Source organism: Streptomyces sp. NBC_00376 (assembly GCF_036077095.1).
Taxonomy (GTDB): domain Bacteria; phylum Actinomycetota; class Actinomycetes; order Streptomycetales; family Streptomycetaceae; genus Streptomyces.
On sequence record NZ_CP107960.1, the window covers coordinates 8,145,148 to 8,164,933 of the forward strand.

The 19,786-nt window shown below is 67.6% G+C and carries 14 protein-coding genes; 6 read left to right on the forward strand and 8 right to left on the reverse strand.

Translation table 11 applies throughout. The annotated features are described in order from the left end of the window. Positions 1-38: 38 nt before the first annotated feature. Entirely contained in the window at positions 39-1,208 is a 1,170-nt protein-coding gene (locus OG842_RS36515; protein ID WP_266734713.1) for a Gfo/Idh/MocA family protein, read from the reverse strand. A gap of 424 nt (positions 1,209-1,632) precedes the next feature. On the opposite strand from OG842_RS36515, the gene OG842_RS36520 reads away from it, so the two are divergent. From OG842_RS36520 to OG842_RS36530, 3 genes are all read left to right on the forward strand, one after another. Then, positions 1,633-2,409 carry a FadR/GntR family transcriptional regulator gene (locus tag OG842_RS36520; RefSeq protein ID WP_266734711.1) on the forward strand — a complete coding sequence of 259 codons (777 nt, stop codon included), beginning with the start codon at positions 1,633-1,635 and terminating at the stop codon, positions 2,407-2,409. 30 nt (positions 2,410-2,439) lie between these two features. Beyond that, complete coding sequence (locus OG842_RS36525; protein WP_266734710.1) at positions 2,440-3,483, forward strand: enolase C-terminal domain-like protein; 1,044 nt, start codon at positions 2,440-2,442, stop codon at positions 3,481-3,483. Between the two features lie 111 nt (positions 3,484-3,594). Beyond that, the gene (locus OG842_RS36530; RefSeq protein WP_266734709.1) at positions 3,595-3,924 is read left to right on the forward strand and encodes an L-rhamnose mutarotase; all 330 of its coding nucleotides are present in this window, start codon (positions 3,595-3,597) and stop codon (positions 3,922-3,924) included. Positions 3,925-4,028: 104 nt separating this feature from the next. Here the strand turns inward: OG842_RS36530 and OG842_RS36535 are convergent, their stop codons facing one another. The 7 genes from OG842_RS36535 to OG842_RS36565 form a co-directional block, all read right to left on the reverse strand. After that, a complete protein-coding gene (locus OG842_RS36535; RefSeq protein WP_266734707.1) occupies positions 4,029-4,319 on the reverse strand; it encodes a hypothetical protein in 291 nt (96 codons plus the stop codon). Positions 4,320-4,349: 30 nt separating this feature from the next. Beyond that, positions 4,350-6,401 (reverse strand): hypothetical protein, encoded by a 2,052-nt coding sequence (locus tag OG842_RS36540; RefSeq protein ID WP_266734705.1) that lies wholly within the window; start codon positions 6,399-6,401, stop codon positions 4,350-4,352. 41 nt (positions 6,402-6,442) lie between these two features. Then, positions 6,443-7,438, reverse strand: a complete 996-nt coding sequence (locus tag OG842_RS36545; RefSeq protein WP_266734703.1) for an aldo/keto reductase — start codon at positions 7,436-7,438, stop codon at positions 6,443-6,445. Between the two features lie 149 nt (positions 7,439-7,587). Continuing rightward, the gene (locus OG842_RS36550) at positions 7,588-8,421 is read right to left on the reverse strand and encodes a carbohydrate ABC transporter permease (RefSeq protein ID WP_266737255.1); all 834 of its coding nucleotides are present in this window, start codon (positions 8,419-8,421) and stop codon (positions 7,588-7,590) included. 38 nt (positions 8,422-8,459) lie between these two features. After that, positions 8,460-9,458 (reverse strand): carbohydrate ABC transporter permease, encoded by a 999-nt coding sequence (locus tag OG842_RS36555; protein ID WP_266734702.1) that lies wholly within the window; start codon positions 9,456-9,458, stop codon positions 8,460-8,462. Next, positions 9,458-10,756, reverse strand: a complete 1,299-nt coding sequence (locus OG842_RS36560; protein ID WP_328512608.1) for an ABC transporter substrate-binding protein — start codon at positions 10,754-10,756, stop codon at positions 9,458-9,460. The genes OG842_RS36555 and OG842_RS36560 overlap by 1 nt, the downstream gene beginning before the upstream one ends. Positions 10,757-11,190: 434 nt before the next feature. Beyond that, positions 11,191-11,985 (reverse strand): FadR/GntR family transcriptional regulator, encoded by a 795-nt coding sequence (locus tag OG842_RS36565; RefSeq protein WP_266692892.1) that lies wholly within the window; start codon positions 11,983-11,985, stop codon positions 11,191-11,193. Positions 11,986-12,476: 491 nt separating this feature from the next. Between OG842_RS36565 and OG842_RS36570 the strand changes: the two genes are divergently transcribed. The 3 genes from OG842_RS36570 to OG842_RS36580 all read left to right on the forward strand — a co-directional run bounded on the left by OG842_RS36570 (position 12,477) and on the right by OG842_RS36580 (position 19,770). Further along, complete coding sequence (locus OG842_RS36570; RefSeq protein ID WP_266734698.1) at positions 12,477-14,801, forward strand: Ig domain-containing protein; 2,325 nt, start codon at positions 12,477-12,479, stop codon at positions 14,799-14,801. A gap of 121 nt (positions 14,802-14,922) precedes the next feature. Then, positions 14,923-17,283 carry a discoidin domain-containing protein gene (locus OG842_RS36575; RefSeq protein ID WP_266734696.1) on the forward strand — a complete coding sequence of 787 codons (2,361 nt, stop codon included), beginning with the start codon at positions 14,923-14,925 and terminating at the stop codon, positions 17,281-17,283. Between the two features lie 108 nt (positions 17,284-17,391). After that, positions 17,392-19,770, forward strand: coding sequence for an Ig domain-containing protein (locus OG842_RS36580; RefSeq protein WP_266734694.1), 2,379 nt, complete (start codon positions 17,392-17,394; stop codon positions 19,768-19,770). Positions 19,771-19,786: the final 16 nt, after the last annotated feature.

Sequence of the window (19,786 nt, forward strand, 5' to 3'; positions counted from 1 at the left end):
AGCACCGACGGGATTCCGCCGGCTTCCGTCTGTCTGAATCAGCTCTGGCCGTGCCCGAAGTACGCGGCCAACTCCCGGTCCGGGGCCGCGACCTCGACGGCCCGGCCGCCGTCCCGCAACGACATGGTGGCCGCGTAGCCGGCGGCCACCGCTTCGCGGGCCGCGACGGGCGAGGTGACGGTGGCTCCGCCGTCCCGCGCGAACCGCAGGAACTCCGCCATCAGCACGGGATCGGCGCCCCCGTGCGTGCCGGTCGGTGTGTGCACGGGCACCACCAGATCGGCCTCGGCGCGGCCGTCGGAGCGGCGGTTCCACACGTGGACCTCCGCTCCCTCCGAGTCGCCGAAGTTCTCCAGGCGCCCCTCGGTGCCGATCACCGTGTAGTTGCGCCAGTAGTCGGGGGTGTAGTGACACTGCTGGTAGCTCGCGAAAACTCCGTTGTCCAGCTGCATCTGCATCATGCTCAGGTCCTCCACGTCCACCACCGGGTGGAGACCGGTCTGGGTGAGCGGCGGCCAGTTCTCCGTCGACAGCCACTCGGTCATCCGCTCCCCGCTGCGGTCGCGGTGTGAGTCGATGTCCCCGTAGACCGTCAGCCCGCCCATGGCGTTCACCCGCCGGGTGTAGCCGTCGGCCAGCCAATGGATGACATCAATGTCGTGCGCGCCCTTCTGCAGCAGCAGGCCGGTGGTGCGGCGTCGGTCCGCGTGCCAGTCCTTGAAGTAGAAGTCCCCGCCGTGGCCGACGAAATGGCGGCACCAGATGGCCTTGACCTCGCCGATCGCCCCCTTGACGATCAGTTCACGCATGGCCACCACGACCGGCATGTGGCGCATGTTGTGGCCCACGTACAACGGGGTCCGATGCCGGTGAGCCGCCGCGAGCAGCCGGTCGCACCCCTCGGTGGTGATCGCCATCGGTTTGTCCAGGAACACCGGTACACCGGCCTGAAGGAAGTCCAGGCCGATCTCCCCGTGCGTGTGGTCCGGAGTCAGCACCAGCACGCCGTCGAGTCCCGCGTCGAGCAGCTCGTGGTGATCGGCGGCGGTCCGCACCCGGGTGCCGAATCGCTGTTCGGCGCGCGTCAGCAACTGCCGGTCGCGGTCGCAGGCGGCGGCCACCAGTGAGCCCGAACCGGGCCGGTGGGCCAGGTCGGCCAGGTCGCTGCGATTACCCAGGCCGATGACGCCGAGCCTGATGTCGTCCAAGGTGCTTGCCCTTTCAGAAGGTTTCGACCCCAGCAGAGCGAGGATGACCGGATGATAGATCTGGAACATATCCGGTTGCATGGTGGGATTGTCTTGATTCTGAGGGGGTCGGGATGGTGTCGACCACCAGGGCGGCCGCGCTCTCGGAGGTGCTGCGGCCGGGCAGAGAAGGATGTTGCCCCGGTGAGAGGTGGGGCGAGGTGGTCGGTGCGGGACGGAACGAGTCTGAGTTCACCGGATCCTGGCGTCAAGAGTTTGGATGTGATTCACTGACCCCGAATTGGCTGATGTATCAGAAACATATCGCAGATGGTGCGTCTCTGCGTCGTTCGGCAACCTCACGCCCGACGTGGACCGCCGTACCGTCCGGACCGCCGTGACATGGATCGACGGAGAAGTGGACCGACGTGAAAGGGGAGTGCCGGTGACCCGCGCAGCCCACAGCACCGCACCCGCGCCGCAACCCCCGGGCGATGGGGCCGGTTACCGTCCCGGCTACGAGGTCGCGGCCGAACGCATCCTCGAGTACCTCGTCCTGGCCGGCCTGGGGCCCGGCGCCCGGCTGCCCACCGAGCAGGACCTGGCCGACCGGGTGGGGATGAGCCGGACCGTGGTCCGCGAGGCGGTGAAGATCCTCTCCGCGCTGGGCCGGCTGTCCGTGCACAAGGGCCGCGGCATCTATGTCGCCCAGCCCGACCAGTCCTCCTGGCAGCACTCCCTGACCCACTTCCTGCCCGCCGATCTGCGTCAGGTCGACGAACTCTTCGAATTCCGGCGCCACTTGGAAACCACCACCGCCCGCCTGGCCGCCGAACGCGCCACTCCCGCCCAGGTCAAAGCCGTCCGCGCGGCCGCCCACCAGTCCACCCGGGCCGCCCGGCAGGACGACATCGACGCCTTCAGCCACGCCGACGACACCTTCCACACCGCCATCGCCACAGCCACCAACAACGCCTTCTTCGCCGCCACCATCGACACCCTGCGTCGCCTGCAACACCAGGTCACCGCCATAGGACTGGCCGGCCTCGCGGGCGGATCCCTGCGCGACGCCGCCGCCCAGCACGAAGCCATCGCCCACGCAATCGCCACCGGCGAACCCACGCACGCGCACACCCTCATGGCCCACCACATAGACCGGACCACCCACCAGTTCCAACGAGAGATCCGGCACCGCATCGCCCCGGGCCACCCCAACGCCTGAACCCCACACCACCACCCATGAAGGACACCCATGCGAATCACCGACGTGACTGTGGAACTGGTCGATCTGCCCGCTCAGCCGCCCTTCCGGTGGCGGGCAGGGCTGCCCGGATCGGAGCCGGCGGTCGTGGGCGGGATCCTGCGGGTCCACACGGACGAAGGCTTGGTGGGCGAGGCGCACACGAGACGTGGGCTGATCGTCGCCGATCTGGTGAACCGCCGTATACGTGAGGACCTGCTCGGCCGCGACCCGCTGATGCGCGAGCTGCTGTGGCACCGCCTGTGGGAGCTGGACCGTATAGAGGAGCTCCCCATCTACGCGCTCGGCCTGGTCGACGTAGCGCTGTGGGACCTGGCCGGTCTCGCGGCCGGACAGCCGGTCCACCGGCTGCTCGGCCCCTACCGCGAGGCCATCCCCGCCTACGCGAGCACGGTCACTTTCGGCAGCGTCGAGGAGTACCTCGATGTGGCCGACCAGTGTCTGGAGCTCGGCTACTCCGCCATCAAGCTGCACGCGTGGGGAGACCCGCGAGCCGACGCGGACCTGTGCCAGAAGCTGCGGGCCCACGTCGGTGACGACGTCCCGCTCATGTACGACGGCTCGGCCGGGTTCGACCTCGCGGACTCGGTGTACCTCGGCCGCGCGCTTTCCGAGGCGGACTACCTGTGGTACGAGGAGCCGATGCGCGAGTTCAGCGTGACCGCCCACCGGTGGCTGGCCGAACAGGTCGACATTCCGCTGCTGGTCGCGGAGACGTCCGACGGCGCGCATTTCAACGTCGGTGACTTCATCATGGCGGGCGCGGCGAGCCGGGTCCGCACCAGTGCGCAGCTCAAAGGCGGGATCACCGGAGCCCTGCGCATCGCGCACCTGGCCGAGAGCTACAACCTGCGGGCCGAGGTGCACGGCAGCGGAGTGGTCAATGCCCACCTGTGCATGGCGATCCCCAACACCACCTACTACGAGTCCCTCGTCTACACCAACCCCGTGCAGCGCGAGCCGGCGGTCGGTGCCGACGGGCTGGTGCGGGCGCCGTCGGCCCCCGGCATCGGCTTCGATCAACCGGGCTGGTGACGACTTCCGTTCGAACCAACAGGGCCGCTCCGGAACGTCCTTGACGATGTTTCAGGTTTCCAACGGCTCAACGTCTCAATGCCTCAGTGCTTCGTGGAAAGGAGCCACACCATGCCCGTGCAACGCTACGCCTCGGTCATACGCCTGCGTGGGGAACTCGAGGCGGAATACCGAGCCTTGCACGCGGCGGCCTGGCCCGAGGTCCTCGCGACCCTCGAGCGCGCCCACATCGGCAACTACTCGATCTTCCTGCGTGATGGGCTGCTCTTCAGCTACCTCGAGTACACCGGCGAGGACTACGCGGCCGACACCGCGCTCATCGCCGAGTGCCCGGTCACCCGGGACTGGTGGGCCCGTACCGACCCCTGCCAGCAGCCACTGGACAGCGCCGGCGACGGCGAGTGGTGGGCACCTGCCGAAGAGGTCTTCCATCTCGAGTGACATCAGGGGCAAACGGCGGAGGGGGCGGACGCAGCAGCGTCCGCCCCCTCCGCCGTTTGCCTGCCGCGGGTCACAGACCGTGGACGGGGACAGGCTCAGTCGGATCAGGCTTGACGTGCGACCTTGCCTTTCCTCGTGATCCGCACGGTGACCGACCCACCCGCCGGGACTTCGACCTGCGGCCAGTTGAGGAACGCCGTGTACCCGAGGGGGCGGGCCGATTGGCGGGCCGTTTCCGCCAGTACCGACACCCTTGCCGCGTAGGCCGTTTTGTTGGTCAAGCGGACTACGGCCGCCTGACGGCTCTCGCTGACATGCTCGGCCTCGACGTGATCAAAGGGAATGAGAATTCCTTCCCCGGGCCGGACGTAGATTCCGGGAAGTTCGAGTGCCATCAAGACACCATTGGTCTCGGTCCAGGAGTTTCACGTCCTGATGAAATCACCGACGGCACCCTTGCCCTCGGCGTCGCTGGGCTGGATCCGCTCCATGCTCGAACCGATGAGGTAGTCGGTGGTGATGTGTCCCGGCATGTTGACGGCCTCGGCGTGGGCATGCTGGATATCGCTGATGAGTTCAGCGTACTTCTTGTCCCCAGTAGCCCGATACAGCTTGAACAGGTGGTCGGCGGAGGACGTACAGACACCGGGCGCGGCATGTTTGTTCTGGCTGCTTGCCCAAACGGCGCCCGCCATCCTTCCCTCCAGCCGCGCGATATCACTGCCTGCCGGAAACAGAGGATCGTACGCAAGAGTCCAGGACGAGCACAAAGCAGCCTGGACCTTCGCGCGGTTCAGCCATATCTTCTTTCCGGTGTACTGGTGCAGCGCCATGAATGACTCCAGGAGACCGAACGCCGTTTCGGAGTCCGCATCCTGTGAAATATCCGCGCACGCTCCACTGGTGAACCCACGGGACTTGATGTCGCGCTCATAGTAGAATTCGGCTGCTTCCTCGGCCGCGGCCAACCAGTCCGGACGGTGGAAGTATTCGGCCGCCAGGGCGAGCCCGGCCGGAGCGATGGCGCCGGCCGTCGAGTTGTACACGGCGATGTCGCCTGTTCCGGGAACGATGTACTGACCGAATTCTCCGTGCTTTCGCCAGGTCCGGGTGAACGCTTCGGCCAGACCGGCCGCGGCCAGTTCCCAGGATTCCTTGATGGTGTCGCCGTGCCCTTGTGCCTTCAGGAGCATCACGTGCTTGATCAGCCAGAAGAGCATGTCTCCGTTCTTGCGCACCATCGCCTGCACAGCAGGGAAGTCGGGGTGGGCCTTCTCTGAGAGGATCTCGCCGTCTTCGCTGATGAAGCCGTAGAAGAATCCGCTCTGCCCCTTCATGCGGGAACAGATGAAGTCAAGCTCATCGGAGACCCTGTCCCGTTCCGTCGGGTCATTCAGAGCCAACATGGGGTAGGTGTTGATCATTCCGCTGACCCAACCCAGTTGAAAGTGCCTGGAGTTTTCCGGCAGGTAGTAGCGGCCTGCCTTGGTCTCTGTGAAATTTCCTCGGCAGATGTTGGTGCCGAGCTCGGCCAGCTTACTCATCGGAAGCAGGTTGCGAGGCACGGTGGGGCCGGTGAGCGACTTTCGCACATCCATGAACTTTTGCAGGACTGCCGGAATTCCGTCGGCATCGAAGGTGAAAACCTGGAAGCGAATCGAAACCGTGTCACCGGGGGCCCAGTTCGACGCACTGTCACCGCTCGGCCGAAAGCCGCCGAAACCTGCCGCCTGCCGGCGCATGACCGGTGCCGAGATGCTGAATTCACAGCTTTCCCTGCTCGCGCTCTCCTCGACCGAGAGTCCACTGTTTCCCAGGCGGGTTCCTTGCTCGGTGAGGACGATCCAGCCCTTTCCGAACTTGGGCGAGAAGAAGCTCATCGCCGGGGCGGCAGTGTTGCACGTCGCCAGCTCGATCCGTGAGGTCGCCGCAGCATCGACGGCCAGTCGCGGGTTGTTCGATATCGTCAGCGGTGTCCGTGGGTTGTAGTACATGTCTGCCGGATAGTCCGGATTGTATCCGTTGCCGATGGCGCGATAGCGATTGCCGTTGTAGATGATTCCGGGAATCATCACGTAGTTAGCGGTCTCCCAGCTCTCGAAGGGGAAATCCACGGAGATCGCGGTCTGTTCCGCCGCCCCCTTCTCCAGGGTGCAGGTCAGGGTGACCTCCCACCCGTGACCATCGGGTACCCGCCGCGTATCCCACTTCAGTTGCCACTGTCGCGGTCCGTCGGTCAGCAGGTCGCCGTCGAACTGCTGGGCCCGGCACAGCGTCGTGCCGTCATATTCCCGAACCGATACCAGGAGGGAGCCGTGCAGCTCGCGCAGAGCACGGCTGAGTTCCGCAGTCTGGCCGCTGGCTCCGGCAACCCCTGCGTCGAGCGATTGGGCTCGCGAGACCGTGGGTTCGAGAGCGATCTTCGCTCCGACTCCGGCGGCCGCCAACAAAGAAAGGCAGTTTCTCCTGTCAAGCATTCTGCAACCATCCTTGTGTGCGTGTTCCAGCGAATTGAGTTTCAGATCGATGTCGGCACAGGCACCGGCACGTCCGGCGGCAGCAGACCCTGGGCACGCAGGGCGAGCCACATCTCCTCGGGTACGGGGTGGCTGATCATCGCGGTGGCGTCCGTCACCTCGGCGGCGCTGCGTGCCCCGAGCAGCACACCGGCGACCGCCGGGTGCCCCAGCGGGAATTGCAGGGCGGCTGCCCGCAGCGGAACCCCGAAGGTCTCGCACAGCGTGCGCAGAGCCAGCGCCCGGTCCAGCAGGTGTGCCGGGGCCGGTGCGTAGTCGAAGGTCGCGCCCGGCTGGGGATCGGCGAGGAGGCCCGAGTTGAACACCCCGCCGACCAGCACGGACACTCCGCGCTGCGCCGCCAGCGGCAGCAGTGCGGCCAGAGCGCTCTGGTCTAGCAGGGAGTAGCGGCCGGCCAGCAGGACCACGTCGATGTCGGTGTCGCGGACGAAGCGTGTCGGCATCGCGGTCTGATTCATGCCGACGCCGATCGCCCCGACCATGCCCTCCGCACGCATCCGCTCCAGCTCGGGGTAGGCGCAGTCGAAGGCCTCGCGCTCGTGGCTGTCCGGATCGTGCAGGTAGACGGTGTCCACGCGGTCGAGACCGAGCCGGGCGAGGCTTTCCTCGACGCCGGTGCGTACACCGCGGGCGCTGAAGTCCCACACCCGTTCGTGGGTGGCCGGGACGGCGAAGCCGTTCGCCAGGTCGTCGCCGGGCGGCCCGGCGCGTGCGCGCAGCAGGCGGCCGACCTTGGTGGACAGCGTGAACTGCGTACGTGGCCGGGTGCGCAGCGCGTCCCCCAGCCGGCGCTCGGACAGGCCGAGTCCGTAGTGCGGAGCGGTGTCGAACGCTCGGATGCCGCAGTTCCAGGCGGCCTCCATGGCGGCGGCCGCGTCCTCGTCGCTGACCGCGTGGAACAGGTTCCCCAGGGCGGCGGCACCCAGTGACAGTGCGTCGACGGCGGTGGCGGTGTGCACGGGTGCTGTGGAGTGCATGGGGTGAGGAGTGCCTCTCGCCGAAGGGACGTGAAAGGACATGAACGGGCGTGAAGGGGCGCGAGCGTCCGAAGTCCGCGACATGTGACGGGGGCGGGGCTTGCGTCGGTCCCCGCCCCCTGTCACATGCCCAGCCGTACCGGCCGATCTCAACCCTTCGTCGCTCCTCCTGTGAGGCCCTTGACGAACTGCTTCTGGAAGGCCAGGTAGAAGACGAGGATGGGCAGTGTCGCCAGGAACATGAAGGCGAAGACCGAGCCGAAGTCCGCCTGGTGTTCGCCGATGGCCCGGTAGATGCCGACGGTCACCGTGGTGCCTGCTGCCGGGCCCAGGACGATCAGCGGGTTGAGGAAGTCGTTCCAGATCCAGACGCCGAGGAAGATCACCACGCTGGCCGAGGCCGGCCGCATCAGCGGGAAGACCACCTGCCAGAAGGCGCGGAACGCTCCGGCGCCGTCGATCGCCGCGGCTTCTTCGAGCTCTCGGGGGATCGTCTTGGCGAAGCCCGCGAAGACGAACACCCCGAACGGCATGTAGTAGCCGACATACGCCAGGACCAGTCCGGGCACGCTGCTCATCAGCCCCAGCGTGCGCAGGACTTCGGTGATCGGGGTGAGGATCACCGCGGGCGGCACCATGAGACCGCAGAGCAGGACGACCATGATGACCTTGGACAGGACGCCGGTCGACCGGGCCAGGTAGTGGCCGAGCATGGCGGAGATCGCGGTGATGACGAGGATGGAGATCACGGTGACCTCCGTGCTGTTGACCAGCCCGTACCAGAAGAGGTGGTCCGGGCGCGACAGCACGCTCTGGATGTTGTCCAGGGTCGGTGGGACCGGGAGGCCGACCGGGTTCGACACGATCGCCGAACCGTCCTTGAACACGTTGACCAGCACGAGGTAGATCGGCAGGAAGAACAGCAGGCCGGCGAGGAGCGCGACGACCGGACGTATCCACGCCCGTGTTCCACCCCTGTTCATGTTTGCGTCCAGGTCCGGGTTCATCTTCGTGTTCGTGCTCATGCGGACACCTCGCGTTTCTGCAGCCACCCGAGCGCGATCACGGAGACGGTCGCGACCAGGATCAGCATCGCCACGGCCATCGCGGAGGCGTAGCCGACGTGGTTGCCGTTGAACGCGGTCTGGATCACCTGGAAGGCGAGGGTGGATGTGGTGCCGGGGCCGGGGCCGCCGTTGGTGAGCACCTGGATCTGGTCGTAGGCCTTGAATCCGCCGATCAGTGACATGACCGTGTTGATGGTGACGGCGGGTGCCAGCATCGGCCAGGTGACGTGGCGGAACCGCATCAGTGGTCCGCAGCCGTCGATGGCCGCCGCTTCGTGCAACTCCTGCGGGATGCCCTGCAGTCCGGCCAGGTAGATCACCACGCAGAAGCCGAGCCCCTGCCAGGCGATGACCCACGAGACCGTGTAGAGGGCGAGGCTCGGGTCGGAGAGCCAGCCCGGCGGATGGCTCACCCCCAGCTGTCGCAGCATCGAGTTGAGCAGGCCGTCGTCGACGAGGATCGCCTGCCAGATGACGCTGACCACCACGGCGCTCAGCACGACCGGTACGAAGAACACGCTGCGCAGAGCGTTGTACAGCCAGCCGCGCCGGTCGAGCAGCAGGGCGATCGCCAGGCCGCCGGCGTTGGTCACCAGCGTCACGATCACGGTGATGACGACGGTGTTCTGCAGTGCTTTGAGGAAGTCGTCGTCGGAGAACAGGCTCGTGAGGTTGGACAGGCCCACCCACCGGGTCGGCGGGTTGAAGGGGTTCTTGTTGGTGAGGCTGTAGCCGGCGGTCATGCCGATCGGCACCAGGACGAGGGCCAGGTAGGCGAGCAGTCCGGGAGCCGCGAAGAGAGCGAAGCGGCCCGGTCCGCCGTTCGGCCGGAAGCGCCGGGACGGTCGCGACGACCGCCGCGCGGGGGTGTGCTGTGGTCGGACCGCTGCCGTGTCCTTCGCCTCGGGCGCGGCGGCGGAACCATCCGGTCGAGTCAGGGTACGTATGCGCATTATCGGGTGGCCTTGTCCCACTGCTCGTCCATGTAGGCACCGAACTGACGGGCTGTCATTCGCCCGCCGAGGAGATTCTGGACGCCGGCCGCGGCCTTGTCGGCCAGGCCGGGCGGCAGGGAACCGTCACCGGTCTCCTGGGAGAACGAGTTGACGATCCCGTCGTCCTTCTGGGCCTGCCGATACGCCGCCACGGTCTTCTTGTAGACGGGGCCCATGGTGCTGGGCGGGCTGTAGCCCTTGATGTCGATGATGAGCCCGTCGGCCTTGACGGCGGCGTCCAGGTTCTTCTGGTCCTCCATGAAGGCCTTGGCCCACTTCTTGGCCAGAGGAACATCGGAGGCCTTGGAGCTCACCGTCATCCCGCCGCCGAGGACGCCGGGGAGCGCCGGGGCCCCTTGGTCCGTGGGCCACGCGAAGACGCCCGTGTCGAAGTCCGGCTTCTTCGTGTCGGCCGAGGCGGAGAACCAGCTGCCCATCGGATACATCGCGCCCTTTCCGTCACGGAAGGCCTGTTCGGTGTCCGCGTAGGAGCGGGAAAGGCCGGCGCGGTCGATGTATCCCTTGTCCGCGAGGCCGGCGACCTTCTGGGCGGCGGCGACGAACGCCGGGTCGGTGAACTTGACCTTTCCCTTGGCACGTTGGGACAGCCAGTCCGGCGTCTTCTTGTAGACGTCGGTGGCCACCGTGCAGATCAGCGGGAACATGTCGGCCCAGGAATCCTTGCCGCCACCGCCGACCACGAAGGGGTTGATGCCCTTCTTCTTCAACTTGGCGCTGTCGTCGAGCAGTTCACGGTACGTTTGGGGCGGTGTGTCGATGCCGGCCGCCGCGAAGTCCTTCTTGTTGTAGTAGACGAGCGTCGTCTGGGCGGCGTAGGGCAGCTGGTAGACCTTGCCGTCGTAGGTGTTGGCGCGGGGGTTCCCGTACGTCGCGAGTTCCTTGTCCGTCCACGGTGACAGCTTGCCCGCCTCGGCGAATCCGGCGGGGTTCAGGCCGATCATGACGTCCGGGAACTGCCCCGTGCTGTCGAGCTGCTTCGCGTACCCGGTGCGGTCGGCGCTGGGCGACACGAGCTTCTTGATCGTCACCCCGGGCACCTTCGCCGAGGCGCGGTCGATCGCGGCGTCCCAGTACTTCGCGTCCAGGTTGGGCGTTTCGAAGGTGAGGAAGGTCAGGGTGACCTTGTCGCCGTCGCCCTTGGACGCACTCGTACCGGAACTGCCGGCCGTGCACCCGGCCAGGAGGAGAGCACCTGCGAGGGCGGCAGTTCTCGTGAGTATCGGATTGCGCATCATGTCCAACTTCCCCTACCCGTCGTTGTCCGGGGGCGGTACCGAGTCGCTGTCTTGTTCGTACCGAGACGAGAGAGGGAATCCCGCTGCCGACCGTCCACCGAATCCGTCACATGGTTCAGACTCTTCCCAGAGTCCTGCTGCTCTCGGGGGCGACCGCTTCCCCTCAGCGTTCGCCCGTCGGGGCACCTTGGGGTATGGAAGTCCGCACGCGACGGCATGTCAAGAGATGAGACGGAGTTATTGCCTGAACCAGGGCGGCAATAGATCTGATACATGTCGGTAGAGTTTCGCCGGCCCCGACGGATTCGCTTCGCAGGAACGAGACGCATCGGTGGCGCGGTTCACGACCCCGGCACGCCCCGTCGCCTGGTCGTTTCCGGTGTGGGCGGCGGGGCGGGCGGCGGGGCGCTACTGATCGAGGCTGTCGTCCGCGGTCACGCCCCGTCCCGGCCGGCGGGAGCGGCGGGAGCGGCAAAGATGCGATTGCGGATCTCTCGCTGGACCTGGAGTTCCGTCGTGTCGATATGGCGGGCCATGAGGGCGGCGGCCTGTTCCTGCTCACCGGCCCCGATCGCTTCCAGGATCGCCAGGTGCTGCTCCGCGGCCCCGGCGAGTGATCCCGGTGCGGAGTCGGCCAGGGCCACGATGGTGACCTGTCGCTGCAGCCGCTGGATCGCGTCGACCAGGCTGGAGAGGAACGCGTTCCCCGCTGCCGCGCCGATCGCCTGATGGAACTCCGCATCGGCCCGGCCGAACGACTCGTGGTCGTCGCGCTCGGCGGCCTCAGCCGAGCGCTGCGCCGCCTCGCGGATCGCCCTGAGCTGAACCGGTGTGGCCCGCGCGGCCGCGAGCCCGCTGGTCTCGGCCTCGGTGAAGCGCCGGAACTCGAACAGTTCACCGACGCGGCTCGGGTCGGTCGGCAGGAACCGGGAGAACGTGTCGGACCACAGGTCGTTCCTGGGATGCGCCACGAAGATGCCGCGCCCCTTCTCCACCGAGAGCCTCCCGAGGGCCGAGAGGATCTTGACGCCCTCTCGCACCACCGTCCTGCTCATGTCCACTTCGGCCGCCAGGTCCTTCTCCGTCGGCAGCCGGTCGCCGGGCCCCATCCCCTGCCGGGCGACGTACTCCAGGATGCGCTCCGCCGCGACCTCGTAGCCGGGGCGGTAGGGAGCCGCCTCAGTCTCCGTCTCCGATGCCGCGGACGCGGGCCGGGAAGATCCAGTCATGTTGCTCCATGTATCCGATGCATGCCGTCACGAAATACCAAGTGCTGGGCCCCCAAGATACCTCCCGGGCCGCCCGCACAGGGGTGCTCGGACCGCTCCACGGAGCACTCCTGTCATCGGGAATAGATCCGAACTAAGCCTTGACGGCCACTTCCGTGCCGTGCACGCTAGACCGCACTTGTGCTGCGGTAGTTACACAGGAGAAGCAAGCGCACTTCCCTGCACGGGCAGGCCCATGGGCTCTCCGGCTCACGGCCGTCCGCCGATCCCGCTCCTCGGAACAGCGCGAACCATCTTCGTTGAAGAATACGAACTATCCAGGTGACCTTGTTCGTCGCTCGACGTTTGCCGGCCATGCGCCCCTCTGTGCTGTTCACGGGCAGCTGATCAGCGATCCCGCGCGTCATCGAGAGTCACTTCACCTAGGAGGACATGTGGACAGGCGTCGCTTTCTGGTTGCCAGCGGCTTGAGTTCGGCCACGGCCGTGGCCATGGCCGCCGGACCCGCGCATGCCGCGCGAACGGCCAGGACCAAGACGTCCCCGTCGCTGCGGATCGGGGCGGGCTTCCTGTCGGTGGGCATCAGCGGCTCCGGATACGTGGACAGCCTGGTGGACCTGCGCGACGGCACCGACCACCTGGCCAAGGACACCCCCGTGCCGCTGGTCAGCGTGGTGGCCGACGGCAAGCACGTGGTTCCCGCGAAGGTGCGGGTCGTGTCGCGTGACCGTGCGCACCACCGGCAGGTCCTTGAGTTCGTCGGCGAGAGCGTGACGATCCACGTGGAGGCCGTCGGGTTTGCCACGCATTCCACACTTGAAGTCGTCGGCCTGACGGCCGCCTCGGGTGTGGATGTGCAGACGCTGCTGTGGGGTCCGCTGCCGACGACGCTCGACGACACCATCGGCGAGACGGCCGGTGTGGTCGCCAACTCCGGTTTCGTCATGGGGGTCCGGCCGCTGAACGACAAGACGGTGGGCGGGTGGCCGAACGAGCATCTGGCGTACGGGTTCGGTCCTGACCTCGTATGGAATCCGTACGGCCTGCAGACCGGTGCGAAGGACGAGTGGCTGGCGAGCAACGTCGCTGCGAAGACCACGTGGGGCAGCGTCCTGCGCGCCACCACCTACGACTACAGCAAGGCACGGGTCCGGCAGCGCACCAACGGTTACGAGATCCCGCTCGGCCCGCTGCCCGCGCCCGAGGGCCGGATCGTCGGGTCGAAGATCGCCCTGTTCGGTAGTGCGCCGGATCTCGCCCTGACCGTGCTCAGCCAGATCGCCAAGGAGCACAACCAGGCGTACCCCACCCTCGACGGCCAGTGGCAGAAGGCGGCCCAGCGCACCTCGCAGACCCACTTCTGGGTCCACGACCTCAACACGGGCACCGTCACAGCGGCCGCCAAGCTTGCCGCGCAGGCCGGGGTGCGGAACATCTACGCGATCAGCGGCAACGGGCCGTGGGTGTCGCACGGGCACTACCAGTTCAACGGCTCCTTCGGCGGATCGGACGCGGCAGCCGCCCAGTTGGTGGCCGCAGCGGCGAAGGAGGGCATCGAGGTCGGGGTGCACACCCTGTCCACCTTCATCGATGCCAACGACCCGTACGTGAAGGCGCCGGCCGATCCACGGCTCGCGGTGGGCGGCTCCGCCCGGCTCACCCGCCCGCTGGCCGGGTCGGACACCACGCTGTACGTGGATGCCAACGGCCTGCTGGCCTCCGGCGTCGACGGTCAACGGCTGCGCATCGGCGACGAGTTCATCACCTACGATTCCGTCACCAAGGTCAGCAACACCGAGTGGCAGGTCAGCGGCCTGAGCCGGGCACAGTGGTCCTCGGCCGCCAAGGACTACCCGGCCGGTACCACCGTCGCCCGGCTCATCCAGAACGGCTACGGCGGCGCCCTGGCCAGTCTGCCGATCACCGACGAGATCGCGACCCGGCTGGCCACCGCCTACAACACCAGCGGGGTCCACGCCACGTCCTACGACGGGCTCGAAGGTACCGGCTACAACGGCTGGGGCGGCTACGGCTTCGCCCGGCTCGTCAACGGCGTCCACCGGCAGGTCACCACGAAGAACTTCATCACCGAGTGCAGCAACCTCGCGTCGAACACCTGGGACGCCCAGTCCAGGGCGAGCTGGGGTGAGATCGGCCCCACGAGCTACGCCCAGATCATCCGCAGCAACATCTTCTACCGGGCGAACTACCTGCCCGGGATGATGGGCCAGCAGGGGCTCTCGGGCGGCGACGCCCTGCAGAAGATCGAGGACACCCTGGCGCACGCGGCCTCTCTGGACGCCGGCATCAACTTCGAGACCAGCGTGAGCAGCCTCCAGTCCGGGCAGAACACCGCCGTGCTGCTCGCCGCCGTCCGGATGTGGGAGTCCGCGCGAGCATCCGGCGCGTTCACTGCCGAGCAGAAGAAGCAGCTGGGCGTCGCGAGCAGGCACTGGCACCTGAGCGAGGTCACGCCGGACGCCGAGTGGACGCTGCAGGAGATGGACACGTCCGGTCAGCCGATCGGTGACCCGCAGTCGATCAAGGCCCCGACGCCGGGCTTCGCCACGTCGGAGCCGACGGACGCCCGGGTCGGAAAGCTGTACGCCTTCAAGGTGACCTCGACGACTCCGCGGACCATCCGCTACGAGGTCACCGACGGCCGCCTCCCGCGCGGCCTGACCCTCAACCAGGACACCGGCGGCATCACCGGAATCCCGACCGCCCCCGGCACCAGCAAGTTCACCATCACAGCAAAGAACGGCGGGATCGTCGCGGACGCGAAGACCACCTACAAGGTGACGACCCGGCCGTGACCGCTGCCGGGCCGTGCCCCGGCCTCGGTCGGGGCACGGCCCGGCACCTGCTCCCCGTCGCGTCACCCGCACGAACCTCCAGGAACGAATCCATCGAGAACGCTTGGAGTTTCATATGAGAGTGCGTCCAACACAGCTGTTGTGCCTTCTCGCGTTGATGGTCTCCCTGCTCGCCCTCGCTGCTCCCGCCACACCGGCGAGCGCCGCCCCCGACCAGGTCAACGCGAAACCCGCAGTGGTGCCCGCCCTCCAGAAGTGGCAGGGCCGCACCGGATTCTTCGAGCTGAGCCGGCACAGCCGCATCGTGTTCGCCGGAGCGCACCGCGACCGTCTCCGCGATCAACTCGCCACCCTCCCCGAGGAGATCGAGCAGGTCATGGGGCGCAAGCCGACCCTGTCGCCGCGCCACCCGCAAAGCGGCGACATCGTGCTTTCGATCGATCCCACCCTGCCCGAAGCGGTGGACAGCGCCCGGTTCGAGGAAGAGGGCTACACCTTCACGGTCACCGGCGAGAACGTGCGGATCGCCGCGCCGACCGCGAAGGGCGTCTACTACGGCACGCGTACGCTCCTGCAGATCCTGCTGCTCGACGACGGCCGTGACTCCGTCCCCGTGGGCACCGCCGTGGACTGGCCGAACTACAAGGTGCGGGGCTTCACGCTGGATGTCGGGCGGCGCTTCTTCACCGCGGACTTCATCCGCGACTACATCCGCCTCATGGGCTGGTTCAAGCTCAACGAGTTCCAGATCCACCTCAACGACAACGGGTTCAAGGGCGACCGGCCCTGGAGCGAGGCCCAGGCCGGCTTCCGGCTCAGGACCGACAACCCCGCGCTGTCCGGCCTGGCCTCGAAGGACGGGGCGTACGACCGGCACGACTGGGACTCCTTCGAGGACACTGCCGCCGCCAACGGCGTCACGCTCGTCCCCGAGTTCGACGCCCCCGCCCATTCGCTCGCGTTCATCCGGTTCAAGCCGTCCCTGGGCCTCAACAACGGCGACTCCGACCACCTGGACCTGTCCAAGCCGGAGACCACCGCGTTCATGAAGTCGGTGTTCGACGAGTTCACGCCGTGGTTCCGCGGTCCGGACATGCACTTCGGCGCCGACGAGTACCGGTCGGACAAGCCCCGCTACAAGAGCTACTTCAACGAGATCGCCGCCCACATCCGCACGCTCGGCAAGCATCCGCGCGCCTGGGGCAGCCTGTCCCTGATGACGTCCGACACCGAGGGCTTCGACCGCGACGTCACCCTCAACAGCTGGAACAACTCCTGGTACGGCCCGCAGGCCGCCAAGAAGGACGGCTACTCGTTCATCAACACCAACGACGCCCTGCTCTACATCGTCCCGTTCGCGAGCTACTACCACGGCCACGGCCTGGACGGTAAGTACCTCTACGACAACTGGGAACCCAACGTATTCCCCGACGGCCAGAGCGTCGCACCGAAGGACCCCCAGCTCCTCGGCGCCATGTCCTCGGTGTGGAACGACCTGACCAAGTCCAGCTACACCGAACTCGACGTGCACGAACTGGTCGAGCCCACCTTCGGCGTCCTCGCGCAGAAGATGTGGAGCGGTGCCGACTCGGGCGTTCCGTACAGCGATTTCATGTCGACCGTGCGCAAGCTCGGCGTGGGTACGGGGCTCACCGAGGTCGCCACGACACTCGCCACCCCGGCCAACAGTGAGCTGAGCGCGGGCAAGCCGGCGTCCGCGTCCGCGGGCACGGCCGACGCGGCATTCGACGGGGTGAGCACGACCAAGTGGCAGAGCGGCCCGGGAGATCACGCCTGGCTCCGCGTGGACCTCGGCCGCCCCGAGATCGTCACCAGGGCCGACCTGGACTGGGCGCCCGCACACGGCCGCGACTACGCGATCCAGGTGTCCGGCGACGGCACGACCTGGGCCACCGTCGCCCGCCGCACGGACCGCGCGTCCGCGGGGTCCGACACGCTCACCTTCGAGCCGGTCACCGCCCGGTACGTGCGTCTCGTCGGCACCGAAGCGGCCCGCAAGCAGGACGGCTTCGCGCTGTGGAGCATGCGCGTCTTCGACGCAGCGGATCTGGCGCTGCACCGGCCGGCCACCGCGTCGTCGTCCGAAGTGCCCAGCCTGGGACCGGAGAACGCCACCGACGGCGACCCGGTGAGCCGCTGGGCCAGCGCCTACCGTGACGGCGAATGGATCCAGGTGGACCTGGGTCAGGTACAGACGGTCCGCCGCGTCCTGCTCGACTGGGAGACGGCGTCCGGAAAGGACTACGACATCCAGGTCTCCGACGACGGGACGAACTGGAAGACAGCCGCCGCCGTCCGGGACAAGGCGGCGGGCGCCCGCGTGGACGACCTCACTTTCGCTCCCGCCTCGGGCCGGTACATCCGCATGCAGGGCATCAAGCGCACGTCGTCCTTCGGCTATTCGCTCCGGCGCATCGAGGTCCGGGCCGCGAGCCCGGCGACGAACCTCCTGCGCCGCTGAGAGACGTGGTGCCGGCCGGTGACGACGTCGGCCGGCACCACTGCACAACCGATAGCGCCCTCCACGTAGAACACAAGACATATCGGTGCATGTCGATTTGGAGGAATCGTGGACAGAAGAAAATTCCTGATCGCCGGCGGTGTCAGTTCGCTGGCGCTGATCGCGACACCGGCCCTCGCCCAGCCGGCTGCAGCAGCAGGGCCGGCGTTCACGGAGCAGGCCGGCCGCCCGTTGCGGATCAGGGCGGGATTCCTGTCGCTGGGTCTCGACCCGACGGGCCGGGTCGTCGAACTGAAGGACATACGCACGGGAACCGACCATCTGGCGGCGGGCAGGTCGCTCCCCCTGGTGTCCGTCGTCCTGGGCGACGGAGAGCAGGATGCCCCCACCCAGGTGAAGGTCTCCCGGCGGGACCGGCACGTGCTGGTGTTCAGCGGCGACCGGGCGACGGTCGAGGTCAAGGTCGTCGACCACGCGACGTACGCGACGCTCGAGGTCGTCGGTCTGGACGCCGCGCCGGGTGTGGACGTGCGGACCCTGCTGTGGGGGCCGTTGGCCACCAGCGTCACCGACACCGTCGGCGAGGCCGTCGGTGTGGTCCGCGACAGTAGCTTCGCCCTCGGTATCACCCCGCTCAACGACAAGACCGTCGGCGGCTGGCCCAAAGAGTTCGACGCGTACGGGTTCGGCTCGGAGGTGAGGCCGAAGCCGTACGGGGAGGCCGGAACGCAGAACGAGTGGGGCGCCGCGGCGAAGACGTCGTGGGGCAGCATTCTGCGCGCCTACTCCTACGACTACAGCACCGTACGGACCCGCGAGGACGGCATCCGGATCGGTCCGCTGCCGGGCTTCGAAGGCCGGATCCTCGGATCGAAGCTGGCCGTGTACGGCAGCGCCCCTGATCTCGTGCTCACCGTGCTCAGCCAGATCGCGCAGGGCGAGCACCTGCCGTACCCGACCATCGACGGGCAGTGGCAGAAGGTGGCCCGGGCGACCCGGCAGCCGTTCCTGGCCCTGTCGTCCCTCGGCAGCTCGAACCTCTTCGACGCCATGAAGTTCGCGAAGCAGGCGGGCATCGAGAACGTCTACTCCGTGCAGGGTGCGGCCGGTCCCTGGAAGTCGACGGGGCACTACCAGTTCAACAGCGGCTTCGGCGGCTCGGACGCCGCCGCGGCTCAACTGGTCGCGACCGCCGCCGCGGGCGGCATGCGGGTCGGCGTGCACACCCTGTCCAATTTCATCCAGGCCAATGACCCGTACATCTCTCCCGCACCGGCCGACAAGCGGCTCACGGTCGGCGCGACCGTGCAGCTGACCCGCGCTCTGGCCGCGTCGGACACGACCCTGTACGCCGACGGAGACTCCGGGGGCGGCGGTCACGTCATCGGCCGCCGGCTGCGCATCGGCGACGAGTTCCTCACGTTCTCCGCTGTGACGCAGGCCGGCGCCGACGAGTGGCAGTTCACCGGCGTCAGCCGGGCGCAGTGGGGATCGTCCGCGGCGGCCCACCCCGCCGGGGCCGACGCCACCCGGGTCAGCGAGAACCAGTACGGCGGAGCGCGAGGCGACCTGCCGGTCATCGACGAGATCGCCACCCGCCTTGCCACCATGGCCAACACCACCGGTGTACGGAGCATCTCCTACGACGGACTGGAGGAGGTGTCCTGGAGCGGCTGGCGCGGCCAGGGCTTCGCTCACCTGGTCAACGGGATCTACCGCCGGCTCGACTCCAGGGACGGCTTCATCTGCGAGGCCTCCAACCCGTCGTCCAACTCCTGGTTCGCCCAGTCGCGGATCAGCTGGGGCGGCATCGGCTGGTCCGATTCCAACTACGCGCAGGTGACCAGGAACAACAACTTCTACCGGGCCAACTTCCTCCCCGCCATGGGCGGTTCACTGCCGATCGGCGGAGGCACGAGCACGCTCGGCGTCGAGCACAACCTGGCCCTCGGCGCGTCGATCGGCGCGAACTTCGGCTGGTTCGAGACGAGCACGGACAGTCTCGCCAAGGGATCCGACACCGCGGCGGTCCTCACCGCGGTACGGATCTGGAACTCCGCCGTCGAGGCCGGCGCCTTCACGCCCGCCCAGCAGCAGCTCATGACCGACGAGAAGAAGAACTGGCACCTGAGCGAGATGACCGAGGGGAAGGAGTGGTCGCTGCAGGAGCTGGACTCGTCCGGCAGTCCGGTCGGCCCGGCTCAGCCGGTGCAGGCGCCGAAGCCCGGTTTCACGACACCGGAGCCGGCCGACGGCCGCGTGGGTGAGCTGTACGCGTTCAAGGTCACCTCCAGCTCGCCCCGGACGGTCCGGTACGAGGTCACGTCCGGCGCGCTGCCCGCCGGACTGAGCCTGAACAAGGACACCGGCGGCATCACCGGAGTCCCCACCGCCCCGGGCGCCAAGCGGTTCACGATCACCGCGCGCAACAACGGCATCATGGCCGACGCGGAGGTCACGTACAGCCTGCGGGTCACTCGCGGCTGACAACGGCCTCGGTCGG